Below are 14,827 nucleotides of genomic sequence, written 5' to 3'. Positions count from 1 at the left end.
GCAGGGACGTGCCCCCACGTCCCGGAAGATTTCATGCAGGCTGACCGCCGCCGCGCGTTTGCGGTCCTGCTCGTCCGCCGGCTTGCCGGCGCACTGTGGCTACTGACGAGCGCCGCCGTCGCGCAGACTCCGTACACCCCGGCCGACGAGCGTCAGGCGCTGTCTGCCGCCAGTCCCTTGCGCGGTTTGGCCGCGACTGGCGCGGCGTCGGCCTCCACGCCGTCCGCCGCCGAGTCTGCCGAGCAGGCTTTGCGTCTTGCCCAGCAGGCCCTGGAACTGGGCCGGGCACGCGCCGATCCGCGCTGGTTCGGCGTCGCCGAGGCCGCCTTGCAGTCCTGGGAGTCGGTACCGACGCCACCGCCGGCGATCCAGCGGCTGCGCGCGGTGCTGCGCCAGCGGCGGCACGATTTCGCCGGCGCGCTCGCCGATCTCGATGCGCTGTTGCTGGCGGATCCGGACGACAGCCAAGCGCGGCTGGTCCGCGCGGTCATCCATGCCGTGCAGGGCCGGCCGCAGCAGTCGCAGGCCGACTGCCTGCGCCTGATCGGCGCCAGCAGCCTGCTGCTCGCCACCACCTGTCTGGCCAACGCCCGCGGTCTGCTGGGGCAGGCGGTGCCGATGCTGGCGGCGCTTGAGGGGCAGTTGCAGTCGCCGGCCGGCCTCGATGCCGGCGCCGAGGAGCGGCGCTGGGCCCTGACTGTCGCCGCCGAACTGGCGGTGCGCCTGCAGCGTCCGGCGCAGGCCTCGCGCTACTACGCCGAGGCCCTGGCGCTGGCCAGCCGGGCGCAGGTCGAGGACGTCTACCTGCAAGCCTCCTGGGCGGATTTTCAGCTGGCGCAAGGCGAGGCCGCGCGGGTCGAGCGCGGTCTGCGCCGCACCCGCAGCGATCTCACCCTGCTCCGCCTGGCCATCGCCGAGCGCCGACTGGCCGAGGCCGGCCAGCTCGCGTTCCAGTCGCGTTGGCAGGCGCATGCCGAGGAGCTGGAAGCGCGCTTCCAGCTTGCCCGCCAGCGCGGCGAGAGCGGGCACGGCCGCGAGGAGGCGCTGCTGGCGCTGGCGCTGCGTGATGATCCTCTGCAGGCCTTGCGTCACAGCGAGCGGAACTGGCAGCTGCAGCGCGAGCCGGCCGATGCCCGCCTGCTGCTGGAGTCGGCCATCGCCGCCGGCCGTCCCGACGCGGCCGAGCCGGTACGCGCCTGGCTGCGCAGCACCGGTCTGGAGGATCTAGCGCTGCGCCGCCTCGCCGGCCTGGAGGCGCCATGAGCGCCGCGCTGATGGCCCGAGGCACCGGGCTCTGGCTGTGCCTGCTGGCCCTGCTGCTGCCGACGCCGCCGGCCGCCGCCCATGCCGGTAGCACCGCCTACCTGTTCGCCCAGGTCGAGGGCGCCGGCCTGAGCCTGCGCTGGGACTTGGCACTGCGCGACCTCGACCTGGCGCTCGGGCTGGATGCCGATGGCGACGGCGAGATCCGCTGGGGCGAGGTGCGGGCGATGCAAGCGGCGATTCGCGGCTACGCCGGTTCCCGGCTGAGCGTGATGGCCGATGGTCATGTCTGCGTGCTGCGGGTCGAACCCGGGCTGCAGATCGCCGACCGTCGCGACGGCCGCTATGCCGTGCTCCAACTGCGGGCTGAGTGTCCGCGCCGGCCGGGGCAGCTGTTGCTCGGGTACCAGGCGCTTTTTGATCTGGACGCCTCGCACCGGGGTCTGCTGAGGCTGCGCTACGGCAGCGACGCCCAGGACAGCCAGAGCGGCAGCTTCGCGCCCGACCGCCGGCAGCTGCGCTTCGGCGCCGAGCCCGGAGTGTTCGGGCCGCTCGGCCAGTATCTGGTCGAGGGCATCGAGCACGTCCTCGGCGGCTGGGACCATCTGCTGTTCCTGCTGGCCTTGTTCCTGCCCGCCGCTCTGCGTTGGTCGGGTGGGCGCTGGCAGCCGGTGTCAGGACTCAAGCCGGTGCTGCTGCACAGCGCTACCCTGGTCACCGCCTTCACGCTGGCGCATGCCCTGACGCTTTGCCTGGTGGCGCTGGAGGCCTTCCGCCTGCCGTCGCGCTGGGTGGAATCGGCGGTGGCGGCCTCGGTGCTGTTCGCCGGGCTCAACAATCTCTGGCCGATGGTGCAGCAGCGCCTGCACTGGCTGGCGGCGGGCTTCGGTCTGATCCACGGTGCCGCCATCGCTGGCGCGCTGCTGGAACTGGGGCTGCCCCTGCAAGGGCGGGTCTCGGCGCTGCTGGGCTTCAATCTGGGCGTCGAGCTGGCACAGCTGAGCTTGGTGCTGCTGCTGGTGCCGGTGGGCTATGTCCTGCGCGAGCGGCCCGGCTACCGGCGTTGGCTGCTGCGGCCGGGCTCCTGGCTGGTCGCCGCCGCTGGCCTGATCTGGCTGATTGACCGGCTGTTCGCGATGAACTGGCCGCTGCCGATCTGAACCAGGCCCGACGACGAATATCCTCCCCGCCAGGCAAAAAATAGGCCCCGTGAGGGGCCTTGAGGGGAAGCGAAGAAAAAATCAGCTCGGAGTGCAACCGATGCTGACGCTGTTGAGATCGCCGGCGGCGGTTTCGCTGTCGAGCAGCTCACGACCGTTGAGGCTGACTGGCTGGCTGGTCTCGCAAGTCTGGGTGCCGATCAGGGACTTGGCGAACTCCAGGATGCTGTTGACGGTGGGCATGGCCCCCTGCGGCGAACCATCGTCGCCGCAGGCGGCCAGCCCCAGGGCCAGCACTGTGGAAAGCAGAAGGCGTCGGATCATGGCGCGTTGCTCCCCTTACTTGCGGCTGGCCAGCGCCGAACCGGCGAGCGGCGGAGCCAGGTAGGGGAAGGCGGTCAGGTATTCGTCGGCAGAGGGCATGGCGCCATCGTTGACCACCGCGCCGGCATTCTTCACCACCGGAGCGGCGCCGGAGACATCGCAGGTTTGCAGGCCGTTGGTGCCGGTAAGCGCGCCCTCGGCGACGGTCAGCGCGATGTCGACCACGTCGTCGATCGGCCGGCGACCGTTGGGGAAGCCGCCCAGATCGCAATCCAGGAAGCCGAGCTGCTTCTGCTCGGCGACCGGGGTCGGCGCCAGCGCGGTATTCAGGCGCAGCATCTCGCCCGGCACGGTCTGGTTGGCCGGCGCCGTGTACTTGAAGGCGGTGCCGTTGACGTTGGCGGTCACGCCGGTGACGAACACGGCCAGCAGGTCGTTGCGCGGCGTGGCCGGCGGTTCCACGCCGAACAGCACCTTGACCAGCACCGGCAGGGTCGGGGTTAGCACGTACTTGCCGAAGTTGGCGACGTCGTTGGCCGGCACGCTGGCGTTGAACTTGTCCTTGTCGGTGATGCCGATCACCACCTCGTTGACCAGCGGCGAGCCCAGGCGCGAAACCTGGGTCCAGGCGCCACCTTCAACGGCCGGACCGCGCTGGTTGCCATTGCCGACTGGGCCGGTCGGCGCCGGGTTCAGCAGGCGGCTCTGACGCAGGCTGGCAGTGGTCCAGCCGCCGATCACCGGATCGTTGCCGTTGGTGAGGCAGGCGGTCGGCAGCTCCAGCGCCAGCGAGGAGATGTTCTTGTCGCCGATGGTGTTGCTGGCAGAGTCGCGCGCGCCCAGCGGGTTGAGGTTGACCTGGTCGAACACCTGGCCGAGGTTTACCACGAAGCCCTCGCGGCGCTGGCCGACGAACACGCGGCCGTTGGTGGCGCAGCCGGGCAGCTTGATGTCGTAGACGAACTTCTCGGCATAGCCGGGGTAGTCGGGGATCGACTTGTTGCCGATGTTGTCGACCGGCTTGTCGAAGCTGGTGCTGCCGTCGGGCTTGGTCACTGCCGAGGCCGTGCCGGTGCGGCGGTCGCCGCGCACCAGGGTGAGGCTGTAGCTCTCGGTGACATTGAGCGCGCCCGGGTTGCTGCCGCTGCCGCCGCCGAGATTGATCAGCGGCACCTGCACGCTGTTACCGCCGATCACCAGATTGCCGTTGACCACGCCCAGGCTGGGGATATTGGCCTGGCCGAACTTGTTGCTGAAGCGGAACTGGAAGGTGAGGTCTTCCTTGGCGTCGCCATTGTTGTCGAGATGGATCTCGTAGAGCGCGTCCGGATCCATGAAGAAGTAATTGGGACCGCCGTAGCTGTCCTGTAGAGGCAGGTAGTTGGCGATCAGCGTGGTGAACCCGGAGCGACCTTCTTCGTAGCTGCGGAACATGTAGAAATCGGTGCCATCGACTTTCGGCGACTCGGTGATGGCGGGAGCCTCACGGTGGCTCGATGCGGCGGCGCTGCCGGCCACCGACAGCAAAGCCGCAGCCACGACGGGCTGCAAGCGAAAACGGTTCATCGGAATCTCCTCGGAATTTAGGGGGTCAAGCCCCCTGAGTTACGGAGCGAGTTCCGGTTCAGATGCCGCCTTCGATTCGAATCGGCAGAAATCGCCGCTGCTCGGTTCACCGACATGCACAGTCGGGCTGTCGGCAATCAGCCGCACGCGGAAGCGGCCGAGGTCGGCAACCAGTTCTTCGCCGACCCGCCGGAGTCCGCGATCCCCCTCGTTGCCGATGCGCAGCAGGCTGTCGTCGGGCAACTCCGGCAGATCGCCCGGCGGCATCTTCTTGATCCCCAACACCGTCAGCAGCGGCGGCAGCCGGGCCGGCACGCCGTAGCGGCAGCCGTTGAGGCGCTCTGACAGCCAGTCGGTGCGCAGTACCGCGCGGTCGTCCTTGCCCTCGGCCTCGAAGCGCAGCAGCAGCGCGCGCTCCTGGCCGTCCTTGTAGTACAGGAACAGCTCTTCGGCCCGTTCCTTGTCCGGCACCAGCTTGTAGACCTGGCCGGTGAGTACGGTCGGGGTCGCGGCCTGGGCTGGGCGCGCCAGCGTCCAGTCGCCGAAGCGGATGGCCGCGCCGGGGTCGAAGGGGGCGGCATGGGCGATTGGCATGACCGAAAGGAATCCGATCAATAGCGAAATTTTCGATGCCGGCATGAAAGGCATGGGCTAGACTCCGGCGACTTGCAAGATCGCCTTTGGTTGGAGGGGCTGTGATCTTGCCATCGAATCAAACCTAAAGCAGGAGCGTCCATGCCGGTCAAACTTGCCGTGCTCAAAGAAACGCGCGCGAACGAACGCCGTGTCGCCCTCGTCCCCGTCGTCGCCGACAAGCTCAACAAGCTGGGCCTGGAGCTGTCGCTGCAGGCCGGCGCCGGCGAGGCGGTGAAGCTGGCCGACAGCGCGTACAAGAACGTCCACGCCATCGCCAACCCGCAGGGGATGGTCGGCGACGCCGACATCGTTTGCAGTGTGCAGCCGCCTTCGCTGGAGGTGGTGGAGGCGATGAAGGAGGGCGCGATCCTGCTGTCCTTCGTCTATGCCCACAAGGAAGTCGAGCTGGTCAAGAAGCTGCGTGACAAGAAGATCACCAGCTTTGCGATGGAGCTGGTGCCGCGCATCACCCGCGCGCAGGCGATGGACGCGCTGTCCTCGCAGGCCGCTCTCGCCGGCTATTACGCGGCGCTGATGGGCGCCACCCATCTCGCCCGCATCCTGCCGATGATGACCACCGCCGTCGGCTCGATCCGCCCGGCCAAGTGCCTGGTCATGGGTTTGGGCGTCGCCGGCTTGCAGGCGCTCGCCACTGCGCGCCGTCTGGGTGCGATGACCGAAGGTTATGACGTGCGTCCCGAGACCAAGGAGCAGGCCGAGTCGCTGGGCGCGAAGTTTGTCGACACCGGCGTCGATGCCCGCGGAACCGGCGGCTACGCCCGCGAGCTGACCCAGGAAGAAAAGGACAAGATCGCCGCCGTCGTCACCAAGCACATCCAGTCCGCCGACATCATCATCACCACCGCCGCCATTCCCGGCCGCCCCTCGCCGAAGCTGATCAGCAAGGCGCAGGTGGACGGCATGAAGGCCGGCGCGGTGATCATCGACCTCGCCGCCGAGGGCGGCGGCAATACCGAGTACACCGTGCCCGGCGAGACCGTGCAGGTCGGCCAGGTCAGCGTGGTCGGCCCGCTCAATGTGCCCTCGATGCTCGGCGAGCACGCCAGCGAGCTGTACGCCAAGAACCAGCTCAACCTGATCGAGCTGTTCATCAAGGACAAGGCGATCAACATCGACTGGAGCGACGAGGTGCTGGCCAAGGCCTGCCTGACGCATGCCGGCGAGATCAAGAACGAGGCGGCCAAGAAGGCCGTCGAAGGGTGAGCCGGAATTAGCGGACGGCCCACAGGCCGTCCGCCCGGCGAACGCCCGGCCATGGATGGCCGGGCCGGGGTCGGATCAAGTAGTGCGATGTCGCGCCAGGGATGGCAACCACAGAGGCTGAGACTAGGAGTAAAGGAATGGAACCGACCACCGTCATCACGGGCTTCGTCGCCCTCTACATCTTCATGCTCGCCGCCTTCACCGGCTACGAGATCATCGGCCGGGTGCCGGCGATCCTGCACACGCCGCTGATGTCCGGCAGCAACTTCGTGCACGGCATCGTCGTGGTCGGTGCGATGTTCGCGCTGCTCAATGCCACCACGGTGATCGAGCAGGCCATCGGCTTCTTCGGCGTGCTGCTGGGCGCGGGTAACGCCGCCGGCGGCTATGTCGTGACCGAACGCATGCTGGAAATGTTCAAGCCCAGCGACAAGAAGAAGAGCTAAGCGGAGTCACGCCATGAGCCCACAACTCCTCATCGACATCTCGGCGCTGCTGGCGTCGTTCCTGTTCATCTACGGCCTCAAGCGCATGTCCTCGCCGGTGACCGCGCGCAGCGGCATCGTCGTCGCCGGCGTCGGCATGCTGGTCGCGGTGCTGGCGGCCTTCCTCTATTACTTCGGCGTCTCGGAGGCGGCCAAGCCGCACCTGACCACCAACACCATCCTCGCCGCCATCGCCCTCGGCGTCGGCGTGGGCTGGGCCTGGTGGAGCGGCAAGAAGGTCGCGATGACCTCGATGCCGCAGATGGTCGCGCTTTACAACGGCATGGGCGGTGGTGCCGCCGCCGCCATCGGCGCGGTGGAACTGCTGAAGACCAGCGGCCATCACGGCGCGCTACCGCTGGTGGTGACCATCATCGGTTCGCTGATCGGCGCGATCTCGCTGTCGGGCTCGCTGATCGCCTGGGCCAAGCTCGACGGCCGCATCAACGGCACCTGGCGGGTCAAGGGCCAGCAGCTGATCAATGGCACGGTGTTCCTGGCGACCCTGGTGCTCGGTCTCTACATCGCCCTGGTGGCCGAAGGTCACGCCCACCCGGCGGTGACCGGCGCCTTCTTCGCGCTGGCGCTGATCTTCGGCGTGCTGATGACCATGCCCATCGGCGGCGCCGACATGCCGGTGGTGATCTCGCTCTACAACGCCTTCACCGGCCTCGCGGTCGGCTTCGAGGGGTATGTGCTGCAGAACCCGGCGCTGATGATCGCCGGCATGGTGGTCGGCTCCGCCGGCACCCTGCTGACCCTGCTGATGGCCAAGGCCATGAACCGCAGCGTCGCCAACGTGATCTTCTCCAACTTCGGCCCGGCGGGTGACGAGGTGCAGGGCGAGATCAAGGGCAGCCAGAAGCCGGCCGAGGCCGGCGACGCGGCGATCAACATGCGCTATGCGTCGAAGGTGATCATCGCCCCCGGCTACGGCCTCGCCGTCGCCCAGGCGCAGCACAAGCTGTTCGAGTTCGTGAAGCTGCTGACCGACGCCGGCGTCGAGGTGAAGTTCGCGATCCATCCGGTGGCGGGCCGCATGCCCGGCCACATGAACGTGCTGCTCGCCGAGGCCGGCGTGCCCTACGACATGATCTTCGACATGGAAGATGTCAACGGCGAGTTCAAGGAGGCCGACGTTGCCATCGTCATCGGCGCCAACGACACCGTGAACCCGGCGGCGCGCACCAACAAGTCCTCGCCGATCTATGGCATGCCGATCCTCAACGTCGATCAGGCCAAGCAGGTCTACGTGGTCAAGCGCGGTCAGGGCAAGGGCTATTCGGGCGTCGAGAACGAGCTGTTCTTCGCCGACAACACCAACCTGGTCTACGGCGACGCGCAGAAGGTGATGGTGCAGATGATCCAGGCGGTGAAGTCGCTGGACGGCGGCGGTCACTAAGCCCAGCGCATTTCCCCCGGCCACGGCCCCGCTCGCGCGGCGCCGTGGCCGGTTTCGTTTTGGGCTCCGCTAGAGATTCAGCGCCGTCTTGGCGCTGGCCCAGTAGGCACGGCGTTCGGTGAGCCCGTTCTTGCCGCCGTTGATCTTGACGGTGATGGTGACGAAATCCGCGTCGTCATCGTCGTCGCTGCGGTCGTCGGCCAGTTCGTTGAGGCCGTTCGACCTCCAATAATGGGCGGCCGAGCGGGCCGCCGGCCCGGCTTGCAGCAACAGGTCGGGGTTGCCGGTGAGTGGCAGGCCCAGCGCCGTGCCGACCGCCTTGTAGGTGCCGCGACCGGTCACCTGCAGCAGACCACGACCGCGAAAGCGCCAACCGTCGCCGCTGGCGGCATCGCCATTGCCCATGCGGTCGGCATAGACGCGGTTGGCGAGCTTTTCCGGCTGGGCGACGTATGGCGCAGCGTCGGCCTCGGTGGGGAAGCGCTTGGGCCAGACCGCGCAGATGCGTTTGGCGCTGCTGTAGTGGAGGTTCTCCACCAGACGCCGCATCTCGCCCGACTCGTGGGCGATCTGCGCCAGGAAGGCGGCGATGCGATCAGCCCGGCTGGCGATCTGGAATTCGGCCATGGCGCTGTTGAGCACCGCGGTCCAGGTGGGGATGTCCGGATTCCGGGGCATGATCCGGCTCAGCTGGGTTTGGGTGATTTGCATGGGAACCTCTCTGGTGGAGCGGAGACCGCGAACTTCATTTCGATTTCGGGGTGGACTTGTCCTCGCTGGCCGGCTTGACGCTGGTGCGGATGTTGGCGAGCTGGTTGAGCAGGTCGAACCAGAACGGCGCGCCCATGCAGATGGCCAGCGCGGTGATCAGCAGGCCGCCGAACTTCTGCAGCCAGTCCAGCCAGTGGGCATGGCGCGGCGCCGACAGCAGCGGATCGTCGTCCCAGCCAATGGGCAGGCCCAGCGTGCTGGCGTAGTCGATGCGGCGGGCGATGCCGTCCTTGAGTTTTTTCTCGCAGGCGGCGGCCGGGTCGTCACTGCTGCTGCCTCCGTCGCCGGAGCTGGTCTGCCCGGATTCCGCCTGGCCGGCGCTGCCTGCCGGCTTCGGGTCAGTCCCGGCGGGGGGCGGGGTCTCCGGCGTCGTCGTGTCCGCGCAACGGATCTCATAGGCCGCCAGTTCGCCGTCAGCGGCGTCCTTCAGTGCCTGCTCGACGATCTGGCCGCGCAGCGCCGGGTCGTTGGATAGCACCTGCGCGATGCGCAGGCTGTCCAGATTCAGCGTCGCCGCCATCAGCCCGCCGCTGAGCAGCAGCACCAGTTGCACATGGCGCCGATACCAACCCGAGTAGCGCTCGGCGGAAGCGGTGAAGTAGGCGGCGATCTTTTCCTGCTGGGCCTTGGCGTCAGCGGCCGCATCGGGGGCGAGACTCAAGGCGATTTCTGCCAGGCGGGCGAAGGGGTTGCCGGCTGGCTGTGCCGTTGCCTCGGTTGCCACCGGCGGGTTGGCCGCCAGCCACTGCACGGCGGCGGCGAATCGCTCCGGCGGGATGTAGGACGGCAGTTGCCCGCCACGCACCCACCAGCCGATCAGCGGCAGGCGGCTCAGGCGGCCGCTGTAGAGCGAGGCGATGTGGGGGCTGTTGTAGAAGCGTTCGACCAGTGTGTCCAGGGTCTTGCCGTCGGTATTGCCGGGCAGGGTCGCCGCCAGCAGTTCCTGCACCCCTTTTCGGAGCAAGGCTCCGCGACGGCGCAGCACCACCTCCACCAGTTCCACCGCCGCCGACGCGGCGGTGCTGAAGACCAGGTACACCACGCTCAGGCCGATGAGCACATCGAGAATCTGGATCAGCATGGCAGCTCTCCGTTCGGTTCAGGGCGCGCCGGCGGCTAGCCAGAGCTCGAAGTGGTAGGGGCGGGCGCCGCCGGCCTTGCCGCTGAAGTCGCGGATGGCCTGTCCCTGGGGATCCTCGGCCGCGAGATCGGGAAAGGCCTGGCAGCGCAGGGCGGCGTCGGCCAGGTCGGCGCGTAGCCTGGTGGCCCAGGAGGCTTCGTCGGCGAAGAAGTAGCGCAGTTGGCTGGCCGGCGGCGCGCGGCGGCCGCCGACGTTCTCGATGCCCGGCAGGGCATAGCCGTATTCGCGTAGCCGCTTGCCGAGGCAGGCCGCCGCCGCCCGTTGGGATTCGCCGGCGATCTGGATGTAGACCCGAGGTTTCAGCGGCAGCGCCTTGATCTCCGCTGTGCGGCGAGCAACGGCAGTCTCCAGCGCCGCCAGCATCTGCTTCAGTTCGACCGCCGGCAGTTCCTTGTTCTCCTTTTTTGCCTGTTCCTCGATCAGTTGCTTGAGCTGCCCGGGCTTGGTTGCCGGCTCCTGCTTGATCTGATCGCAGCGGCTCAGCGCGTCGTTCAAGGGTTGCTGATTCTTCTCGCGCGCGGACCTGGATACCGCCGCCGCCAGTTCGGCGCTGGGCCTGGCCAGGGTCATTTCCACGAATTGCAGGCTGAACTCCCTGCACTCGCAGGCGAGTGGGGTGTCGCTGCCACGCCGATTCGCCGGCGGCGCCGTCAGCAGGCTGGTCAGCACGCCCAGGGTCTGTTCACCCACCAGGCCACGGCGGATCAGCGTCACCTGGTTGGCCAGCAGGCCGCAGGTGGCATCGGCATTGAACCTGGCCGGCTCGGCCGTGCCGGCTGGAAACTGGCGGTCCTGTATCGCCTGGAGCAGGCGCTGCGCCTGTTCCTTGTCCTTCTCGTGCGCCAACTGCTGGTCTTGCAACTGTTGCTGGTAGCGGTGCCGGAGTTGGTCCTGCCGCTCCTGCTGTTGGCTGTACAGATAGGTGCAGAAGGGCAACACCACGCCCAGCACCGCCGCGAGGGGCGCGCTGCTCTTGGCCGGCGTGCTGGGTGCTGCGGGAGCGGCTTGCGATTCCTGAGGGCCGCCGCCAGTGGCGGGCAGGCCCGACCCGATGTTTCCCGACATCGTTTCCCCTTCCGGTATCGCGAAACCGGCATCGTCTTGCGCCCGTGGACGCTGGTGCCGATTTCGCTTCCCGTTCGTTGTGTGCGACCTCCCCAGGCCGCTGGCGGATGATTACGCCGGTTTCCGGAATTCGGCAATGGCCCTTGGTCGGCTGGTCTGGTTCCGCACTGTGAAGGTCCTTGCTAGTGTGTGAGCCTGGCTCCATTCCTCCCGGCGTGATGACCCAAGCCCGCTATTACGATCTGCTGGTGGCCGGCATGGTCGCCGTGCTGCTCTGCTCCAACCTGATCGGCCCGGCCAAGGTCTGCTCGGTGGATCTGCCTCTGCTGGGCACGGTCAGCTTCGGAGCCGGCAATCTGTTCTTCCCGATCAGCTACATCTTTGGTGACGTGCTCACCGAGGTGTACGGCTATGCCCGGGCGCGGCGGGCGATCTGGGCGGGCTTTGGCGCCCTGCTGTTCGCCAGCTTCATGACCACGGTGATCGTGCATCTGCCACCCGCTGCCAACGAGCCCTTCAATGCGCTGCTGCAACCGGCGCTGGAGACCGCTTTCGGCAGTACCTGGCGGATCGTGCTGGCCAGCATCGTCGCCTACTGGGTCGGCGACTTCGTCAACTCCTATGTGTTGGCGCGCCTCAAGGTGTTCACCGCCGGCCGTTTCCTGTGGGTACGCACGATCGGTTCGACCATCGTCGGGCAGGCGGCGGATTCGATGCTGTTCTATCCGATCGCCTTCTACGGCATCTGGACCCACGACGCCTTGCTGGCGGTCATGGGTTTCAACCTGCTGTTCAAGATCGGCATCGAGGTGCTGTTCACTCCGATCACCTACTGGGCAGTGGCGCGCCTGAAGCGCGCCGAGGGAGTGGATGTATTCGACCGCGACACCGACTTCACGCCGTTCTCGCTGAAGACCTGAGTGGGGCCAGGCCCGCAGCCTGCCGGCGTCGCTCCAGGCCGGCGGAAGCTGCCTTTAAGGAAGTAAGCGGCGCAGCCAGCTTGAGCATCCTTGAGTTGCTACTGAGGGGCTCAACGGGAGGTCGGCCGTGATGGCGAGGAAGTCGATGGCTGGCGGAGCAAAGACACGACTCGGCTGCGGCGTTACGCGAGCGGCTACCTCGGCATGGGCGATGCCGTCGGGGTTCAGTACGGCAGCAAGCCGCCGGGCGTCGAGGTCGGCGGCGGCGTCGACAGCAGCGGCGGCAAGGGCGCCGGCAGCAAACTGTCCAGGGGCTGCACCAGGGGCGGCAGCAGGTTCTGCTGCTCGATGTTGCGACGGTAGAAATCCTTCAACCGCTCCTGCTCCATCGGAGGTAAGGCTTCGAAGCGGCGGTGCTGCTCGAGCAGGCGGCCCTGCTCGAAGCTGGGCAGGCTGCGGAACTCGGCGCGGCGCTCCAGCACCTGCTGACGCTCGACGGCGTTCATCCGCTGCCAGGTCGCCAGCTGCTGGCTGGCCTCGGCGCGCTGGTCGGCGCTCATCTGCAGCCAACGGCTGGCACCCTCGGCCAGGCGTTGACGACGCTGGTCCGGGAGCTGGTCGAAGACTGCCGCCTCGCCCTTGATGGCCGGCGCAATCAGGGCCTGCTGCTGCGGACTCAGGTTTTGCCACTGTGGTGCCGCCGCCAGCAGCTGGCTGCTCGTCGCCATTAGCAGGACGGCGAGGAAATGGCGCAGATCAAGGCGCACGACGACCTCCACGCGCTTCGGGCGCGGGTGTGTCGGGAGTCTTGTTGGCCTTCTTTTCCATGTTCAGTAGCGCCCGCTCTTCGGCGGTCCAGTCTCCAAGAAATTCCAGCAGGGCGGCGTTGGGTTGCAGCGGTGCCGCCGGGGGCGGTTGCGGCGGCGGGGCGGCGCAGGCCCAAGGGCTTGCGATCACCGCGACCAGCCACAACCAGCCGCGAAGACTAGGCATTCGGTTCCGTAAGGCGTTCGAGTTCCGGATGCTGTGCCAGCCAGCGGTAGAACTCGATATCGCGGTAGAACTCCGGGCCCGCTTCATCGACTGTCCATTCCAACGCGGCAGTTTCCAAAGCGTTGACCGCCGGTGCCGTCGGCGGGCTGGCCAGACGGTTGGGCAGCAGGGCGAAGCCCAGCACCAGACTGGCGAGCGCCGCCGGCGCCAGCAGCCAGCGGTTGATGCCGCCGCGACGCTCTTCCAGCGCGGCTACCGCGCGCCGGCGGGCGGCGGCGAGGCGGGCAGCCTCGGTGTAGTCGAGTGCCTCGGTGGCGCGCAGCCGGGCCTGGGCGACCTGCGCGAAAGCTCGGTCGGCGGCGGAGAGGTCTTCGAAAGAGTGAGTGCTGTTGTTCATGCAGTGAGGCTCCGATTGTGTATCGGCGTGGGGCGCCACGCTAGTTAGACCAGGCGTCGCCGAGTTTGCCGCGCAGATTCGACAGCGCGCGGGCCAGATGGGTTTTCACGCTGCCGTCGGAGCAGCCCATGACTTGGGCGGTCTCTTCGGTGGACAGGCCGTCCCAGACCCGCAGCACGAAGGCCTGGCGCTGACGCTCCGGCAATTCGGCGAGGGCGATCTTCAGACGGGCCATGGCTTCGTCCTGCATCAGCCGCTCGGTGGAGTCGGGGATCGCCAGGTCGGGTGCGCGTTCCTCGACGCTCGGGCTGTCTTCCTCGTCGTCGCGCTCGCTGCGCCAAAAGAAGAAGCGGTTGCGCACGCCCTGGCGGCGCTGCCAGTCGCGGATCTTGTTTTCCAGGATGCGGTGAAACAGCGGCGCCCACTCTTCCGGTGGACGCCGCCCGTAGGCGCGAGCCAAGTGCAGCATCGCGTCCTGTACGACATCGAGCGCGTCGTCGCGCGAGCGGGTGGCGATTTCCGCCACCCGCAGCGCGCGCGCCTGCGCCTGCAGCAGAAAGGCGTTGAGCCCTTCGGGGGTTCCCCCTTCGGCCACGGGCGGCGCGCGCCGGGCTGCGCTTTACTTGGCGCTGCCTTCGACTTTGACGTCGGCATCGACGTCAGCACTCACCGAGGTGCCGCTGGCCACGCCCGCAGCGGTGCCGAGCAGACCGCCGACGGCGCCGGTGACCGCCTTGCCGCCGGCAGTGGCGGTGTTCTTCACGCCGGTCCCGGTGCTGGTGACGGTCTCGGTGGCGACGCCGGCGCCGGCCTTGAGCTTCTTCTTGGTCTTCAGCGCGCTGTCCTTGGCGGCCTCGGTGGCCTGGCCCGCAGCCTGGCTGCCGCCATCGACGGTGGCGCTGGCCGAGGCTTTGCCGGCCTCCAGCTTGGCGCCGGCGGTGGTCCCGGCCTTGGCAGCCTGGCCGATGCCGAGCTGGGCCTTGCCGGTGGCCGCGTCGAGCGCACCCGAGGCCTGAGAGGCCGCGTTGGTGCTGATGTTGGCGTTGACGCTGGCATTCGCGGCGGCGCCGGCCTCGGCCGCCAGGACCGGCAGGCTGAGGGCAAGGAGGCTGGAGGCGAGCAGGCTGCGCTGAAAGAGTTTCATCGTGGGAATCCTCATCAAGAAAAATTCCGGGAGACCGGAGGCTGTAAGCAACGGCGATCTGACTGGGCCGTTGACCGGCGGCGACACTGCGCCAACGCACTGAACCGCATCTGAACTGCGTCTCCAGCCTGGTTTTGTCAAGCCATTGCGGCGCTGGTTATGCACAGCAATCCCGCTGGAAAAATGGCCAGGGCGGTCAAGATGGATGTCTGATGGCACCTTTGTTTGGTTTCTTAATTACATGAAAACAAATGGAATAATTCTTGAATGTGACGCTAATGCCAGGTGTTTTGAGGCCATTTCGGCGGACTGTGGGATGATCCTCCCCCGCCTTAT

At 67.6% G+C, this 14,827-nt stretch carries 16 protein-coding genes; 6 read left to right on the top strand and 10 right to left on the bottom strand.

The features are described 5' to 3' along the window. Positions 1 to 33: 33 nt before the first annotated feature. Together ED208_RS00295 and ED208_RS00290 are read left to right on the top strand one after the other, a co-directional pair. A complete protein-coding gene (locus ED208_RS00295) occupies positions 34 to 1,263 on the top strand; it encodes an amino acid adenylation domain-containing protein (protein ID WP_123209868.1) in 1,230 nt (409 codons plus the stop codon). Continuing rightward, a complete protein-coding gene (locus ED208_RS00290; protein ID WP_123209867.1) occupies positions 1,260 to 2,423 on the top strand; it encodes a HupE/UreJ family protein in 1,164 nt (387 codons plus the stop codon). The genes ED208_RS00295 and ED208_RS00290 overlap by 4 nt, the downstream gene beginning before the upstream one ends. 81 nt (positions 2,424 to 2,504) lie before the next feature. Here the strand turns inward: ED208_RS00290 and ED208_RS00285 are convergent, their stop codons facing one another. Genes ED208_RS00285 through ED208_RS00275 form a run of 3 tightly spaced genes read right to left on the bottom strand, consistent with a single transcriptional unit; the run spans position 2,505 to position 4,907 of the window. Beyond that, the gene (locus ED208_RS00285; protein ID WP_123209866.1) at positions 2,505 to 2,747 is read right to left on the bottom strand and encodes a hypothetical protein; all 243 of its coding nucleotides are present in this window, start codon (positions 2,745 to 2,747) and stop codon (positions 2,505 to 2,507) included. 15 nt (positions 2,748 to 2,762) lie between these two features. After that, positions 2,763 to 4,313 (bottom strand): DUF4331 domain-containing protein, encoded by a 1,551-nt coding sequence (locus ED208_RS00280; protein WP_123209865.1) that lies wholly within the window; start codon positions 4,311 to 4,313, stop codon positions 2,763 to 2,765. Positions 4,314 to 4,352: 39 nt separating this feature from the next. After that, complete coding sequence (locus ED208_RS00275) at positions 4,353 to 4,907, bottom strand: hypothetical protein (protein WP_123209864.1); 555 nt, start codon at positions 4,905 to 4,907, stop codon at positions 4,353 to 4,355. 141 nt (positions 4,908 to 5,048) lie between these two features. Here ED208_RS00275 and ED208_RS00270 point away from each other — a divergent pair, with 141 nt between their 5' ends. The 3 genes from ED208_RS00270 to ED208_RS00260 all read left to right on the top strand — a co-directional run bounded on the left by ED208_RS00270 (position 5,049) and on the right by ED208_RS00260 (position 8,060). Beyond that, positions 5,049 to 6,173 (top strand): NAD(P) transhydrogenase subunit alpha, encoded by a 1,125-nt coding sequence (locus ED208_RS00270; protein WP_123209863.1) that lies wholly within the window; start codon positions 5,049 to 5,051, stop codon positions 6,171 to 6,173. Between the two features lie 137 nt (positions 6,174 to 6,310). Further along, positions 6,311 to 6,619 (top strand): NAD(P) transhydrogenase subunit alpha part 2, encoded by a 309-nt coding sequence (locus ED208_RS00265; protein WP_123209862.1) that lies wholly within the window; start codon positions 6,311 to 6,313, stop codon positions 6,617 to 6,619. A gap of 13 nt (positions 6,620 to 6,632) precedes the next feature. Continuing rightward, positions 6,633 to 8,060: an NAD(P)(+) transhydrogenase (Re/Si-specific) subunit beta gene (locus ED208_RS00260; protein ID WP_123209861.1), complete on the top strand. Its 1,428-nt coding sequence runs from the start codon at positions 6,633 to 6,635 to the stop codon at positions 8,058 to 8,060. Positions 8,061 to 8,129: 69 nt separating this feature from the next. Here the strand turns inward: ED208_RS00260 and ED208_RS00255 are convergent, their stop codons facing one another. Genes ED208_RS00255 through ED208_RS00245 form a run of 3 tightly spaced genes read right to left on the bottom strand, consistent with a single transcriptional unit; the run spans position 8,130 to position 11,037 of the window. Continuing rightward, the gene (locus ED208_RS00255) at positions 8,130 to 8,771 is read right to left on the bottom strand and encodes a glycoside hydrolase family 19 protein (RefSeq protein WP_123209860.1); all 642 of its coding nucleotides are present in this window, start codon (positions 8,769 to 8,771) and stop codon (positions 8,130 to 8,132) included. Positions 8,772 to 8,805: 34 nt separating this feature from the next. Then, entirely contained in the window at positions 8,806 to 9,912 is a 1,107-nt protein-coding gene (locus ED208_RS00250; protein WP_123209859.1) for a hypothetical protein, read from the bottom strand. 18 nt (positions 9,913 to 9,930) lie between these two features. Then, positions 9,931 to 11,037 (bottom strand): hypothetical protein, encoded by a 1,107-nt coding sequence (locus ED208_RS00245; protein WP_123209858.1) that lies wholly within the window; start codon positions 11,035 to 11,037, stop codon positions 9,931 to 9,933. 218 nt (positions 11,038 to 11,255) lie between these two features. On the opposite strand from ED208_RS00245, the gene ED208_RS00240 reads away from it, so the two are divergent. Next, positions 11,256 to 11,957 (top strand): queuosine precursor transporter, encoded by a 702-nt coding sequence (locus tag ED208_RS00240; protein ID WP_123209857.1) that lies wholly within the window; start codon positions 11,256 to 11,258, stop codon positions 11,955 to 11,957. 224 nt (positions 11,958 to 12,181) lie between these two features. Here ED208_RS00240 and ED208_RS00235 read toward each other — a convergent pair whose 3' ends face one another. From ED208_RS00235 to ED208_RS00220, 4 genes are all read right to left on the bottom strand, one after another. Next, on the bottom strand, positions 12,182 to 12,724 hold the full coding sequence (locus ED208_RS00235) for a DUF3106 domain-containing protein (RefSeq protein WP_148044648.1): 543 nt from the start codon (positions 12,722 to 12,724) through the stop codon (positions 12,182 to 12,184). 218 nt (positions 12,725 to 12,942) lie between these two features. Next, a complete protein-coding gene (locus tag ED208_RS00230; RefSeq protein ID WP_123209855.1) occupies positions 12,943 to 13,347 on the bottom strand; it encodes a hypothetical protein in 405 nt (134 codons plus the stop codon). A gap of 40 nt (positions 13,348 to 13,387) precedes the next feature. Further along, positions 13,388 to 13,942, bottom strand: coding sequence for an RNA polymerase sigma factor (locus tag ED208_RS00225; RefSeq protein ID WP_123209854.1), 555 nt, complete (start codon positions 13,940 to 13,942; stop codon positions 13,388 to 13,390). A 24-nt stretch (positions 13,943 to 13,966) separates the two neighbouring features. Beyond that, positions 13,967 to 14,491, bottom strand: a complete 525-nt coding sequence (locus ED208_RS00220) for a hypothetical protein (protein WP_123209853.1) — start codon at positions 14,489 to 14,491, stop codon at positions 13,967 to 13,969. Between the last annotated feature and the right edge of the window lie 336 nt (positions 14,492 to 14,827).

Source organism: Stagnimonas aquatica, from assembly GCF_003730135.1.
Classification (GTDB): Bacteria; Pseudomonadota; Gammaproteobacteria; order Nevskiales; family Nevskiaceae; genus Stagnimonas; species Stagnimonas aquatica.
The sequence above is the reverse complement of the archived record's forward strand: the minus strand, read 5'-3'. Positions and strand labels throughout refer to the sequence as shown.

Coding starts and splice junctions, on each gene's coding strand:
- ED208_RS00255 (WP_123209860.1), bottom strand. CDS start 8,771: ATGCAAATCACCCAAACCCAGCTGAGCCGGATCATGCCCCGGAATCCG.
- ED208_RS00250 (WP_123209859.1), bottom strand. CDS start 9,912: ATGCTGATCCAGATTCTCGATGTGCTCATCGGCCTGAGCGTGGTGTAC.
- ED208_RS00295 (WP_123209868.1), top strand. CDS start 34: ATGCAGGCTGACCGCCGCCGCGCGTTTGCGGTCCTGCTCGTCCGCCGG.
- ED208_RS00265 (WP_123209862.1), top strand. CDS start 6,311: ATGGAACCGACCACCGTCATCACGGGCTTCGTCGCCCTCTACATCTTC.
- ED208_RS00220 (WP_123209853.1), bottom strand. CDS start 14,491: ATGAAACTCTTTCAGCGCAGCCTGCTCGCCTCCAGCCTCCTTGCCCTC.
- ED208_RS00280 (WP_123209865.1), bottom strand. CDS start 4,313: ATGAACCGTTTTCGCTTGCAGCCCGTCGTGGCTGCGGCTTTGCTGTCG.
- ED208_RS00230 (WP_123209855.1), bottom strand. CDS start 13,347: ATGAACAACAGCACTCACTCTTTCGAAGACCTCTCCGCCGCCGACCGA.
- ED208_RS00260 (WP_123209861.1), top strand. CDS start 6,633: ATGAGCCCACAACTCCTCATCGACATCTCGGCGCTGCTGGCGTCGTTC.
- ED208_RS00245 (WP_123209858.1), bottom strand. CDS start 11,037: ATGTCGGGAAACATCGGGTCGGGCCTGCCCGCCACTGGCGGCGGCCCT.
- ED208_RS00290 (WP_123209867.1), top strand. CDS start 1,260: ATGAGCGCCGCGCTGATGGCCCGAGGCACCGGGCTCTGGCTGTGCCTG.
- ED208_RS00285 (WP_123209866.1), bottom strand. CDS start 2,747: ATGATCCGACGCCTTCTGCTTTCCACAGTGCTGGCCCTGGGGCTGGCC.
- ED208_RS00270 (WP_123209863.1), top strand. CDS start 5,049: ATGCCGGTCAAACTTGCCGTGCTCAAAGAAACGCGCGCGAACGAACGC.
- ED208_RS00240 (WP_123209857.1), top strand. CDS start 11,256: ATGACCCAAGCCCGCTATTACGATCTGCTGGTGGCCGGCATGGTCGCC.
- ED208_RS00275 (WP_123209864.1), bottom strand. CDS start 4,907: ATGCCAATCGCCCATGCCGCCCCCTTCGACCCCGGCGCGGCCATCCGC.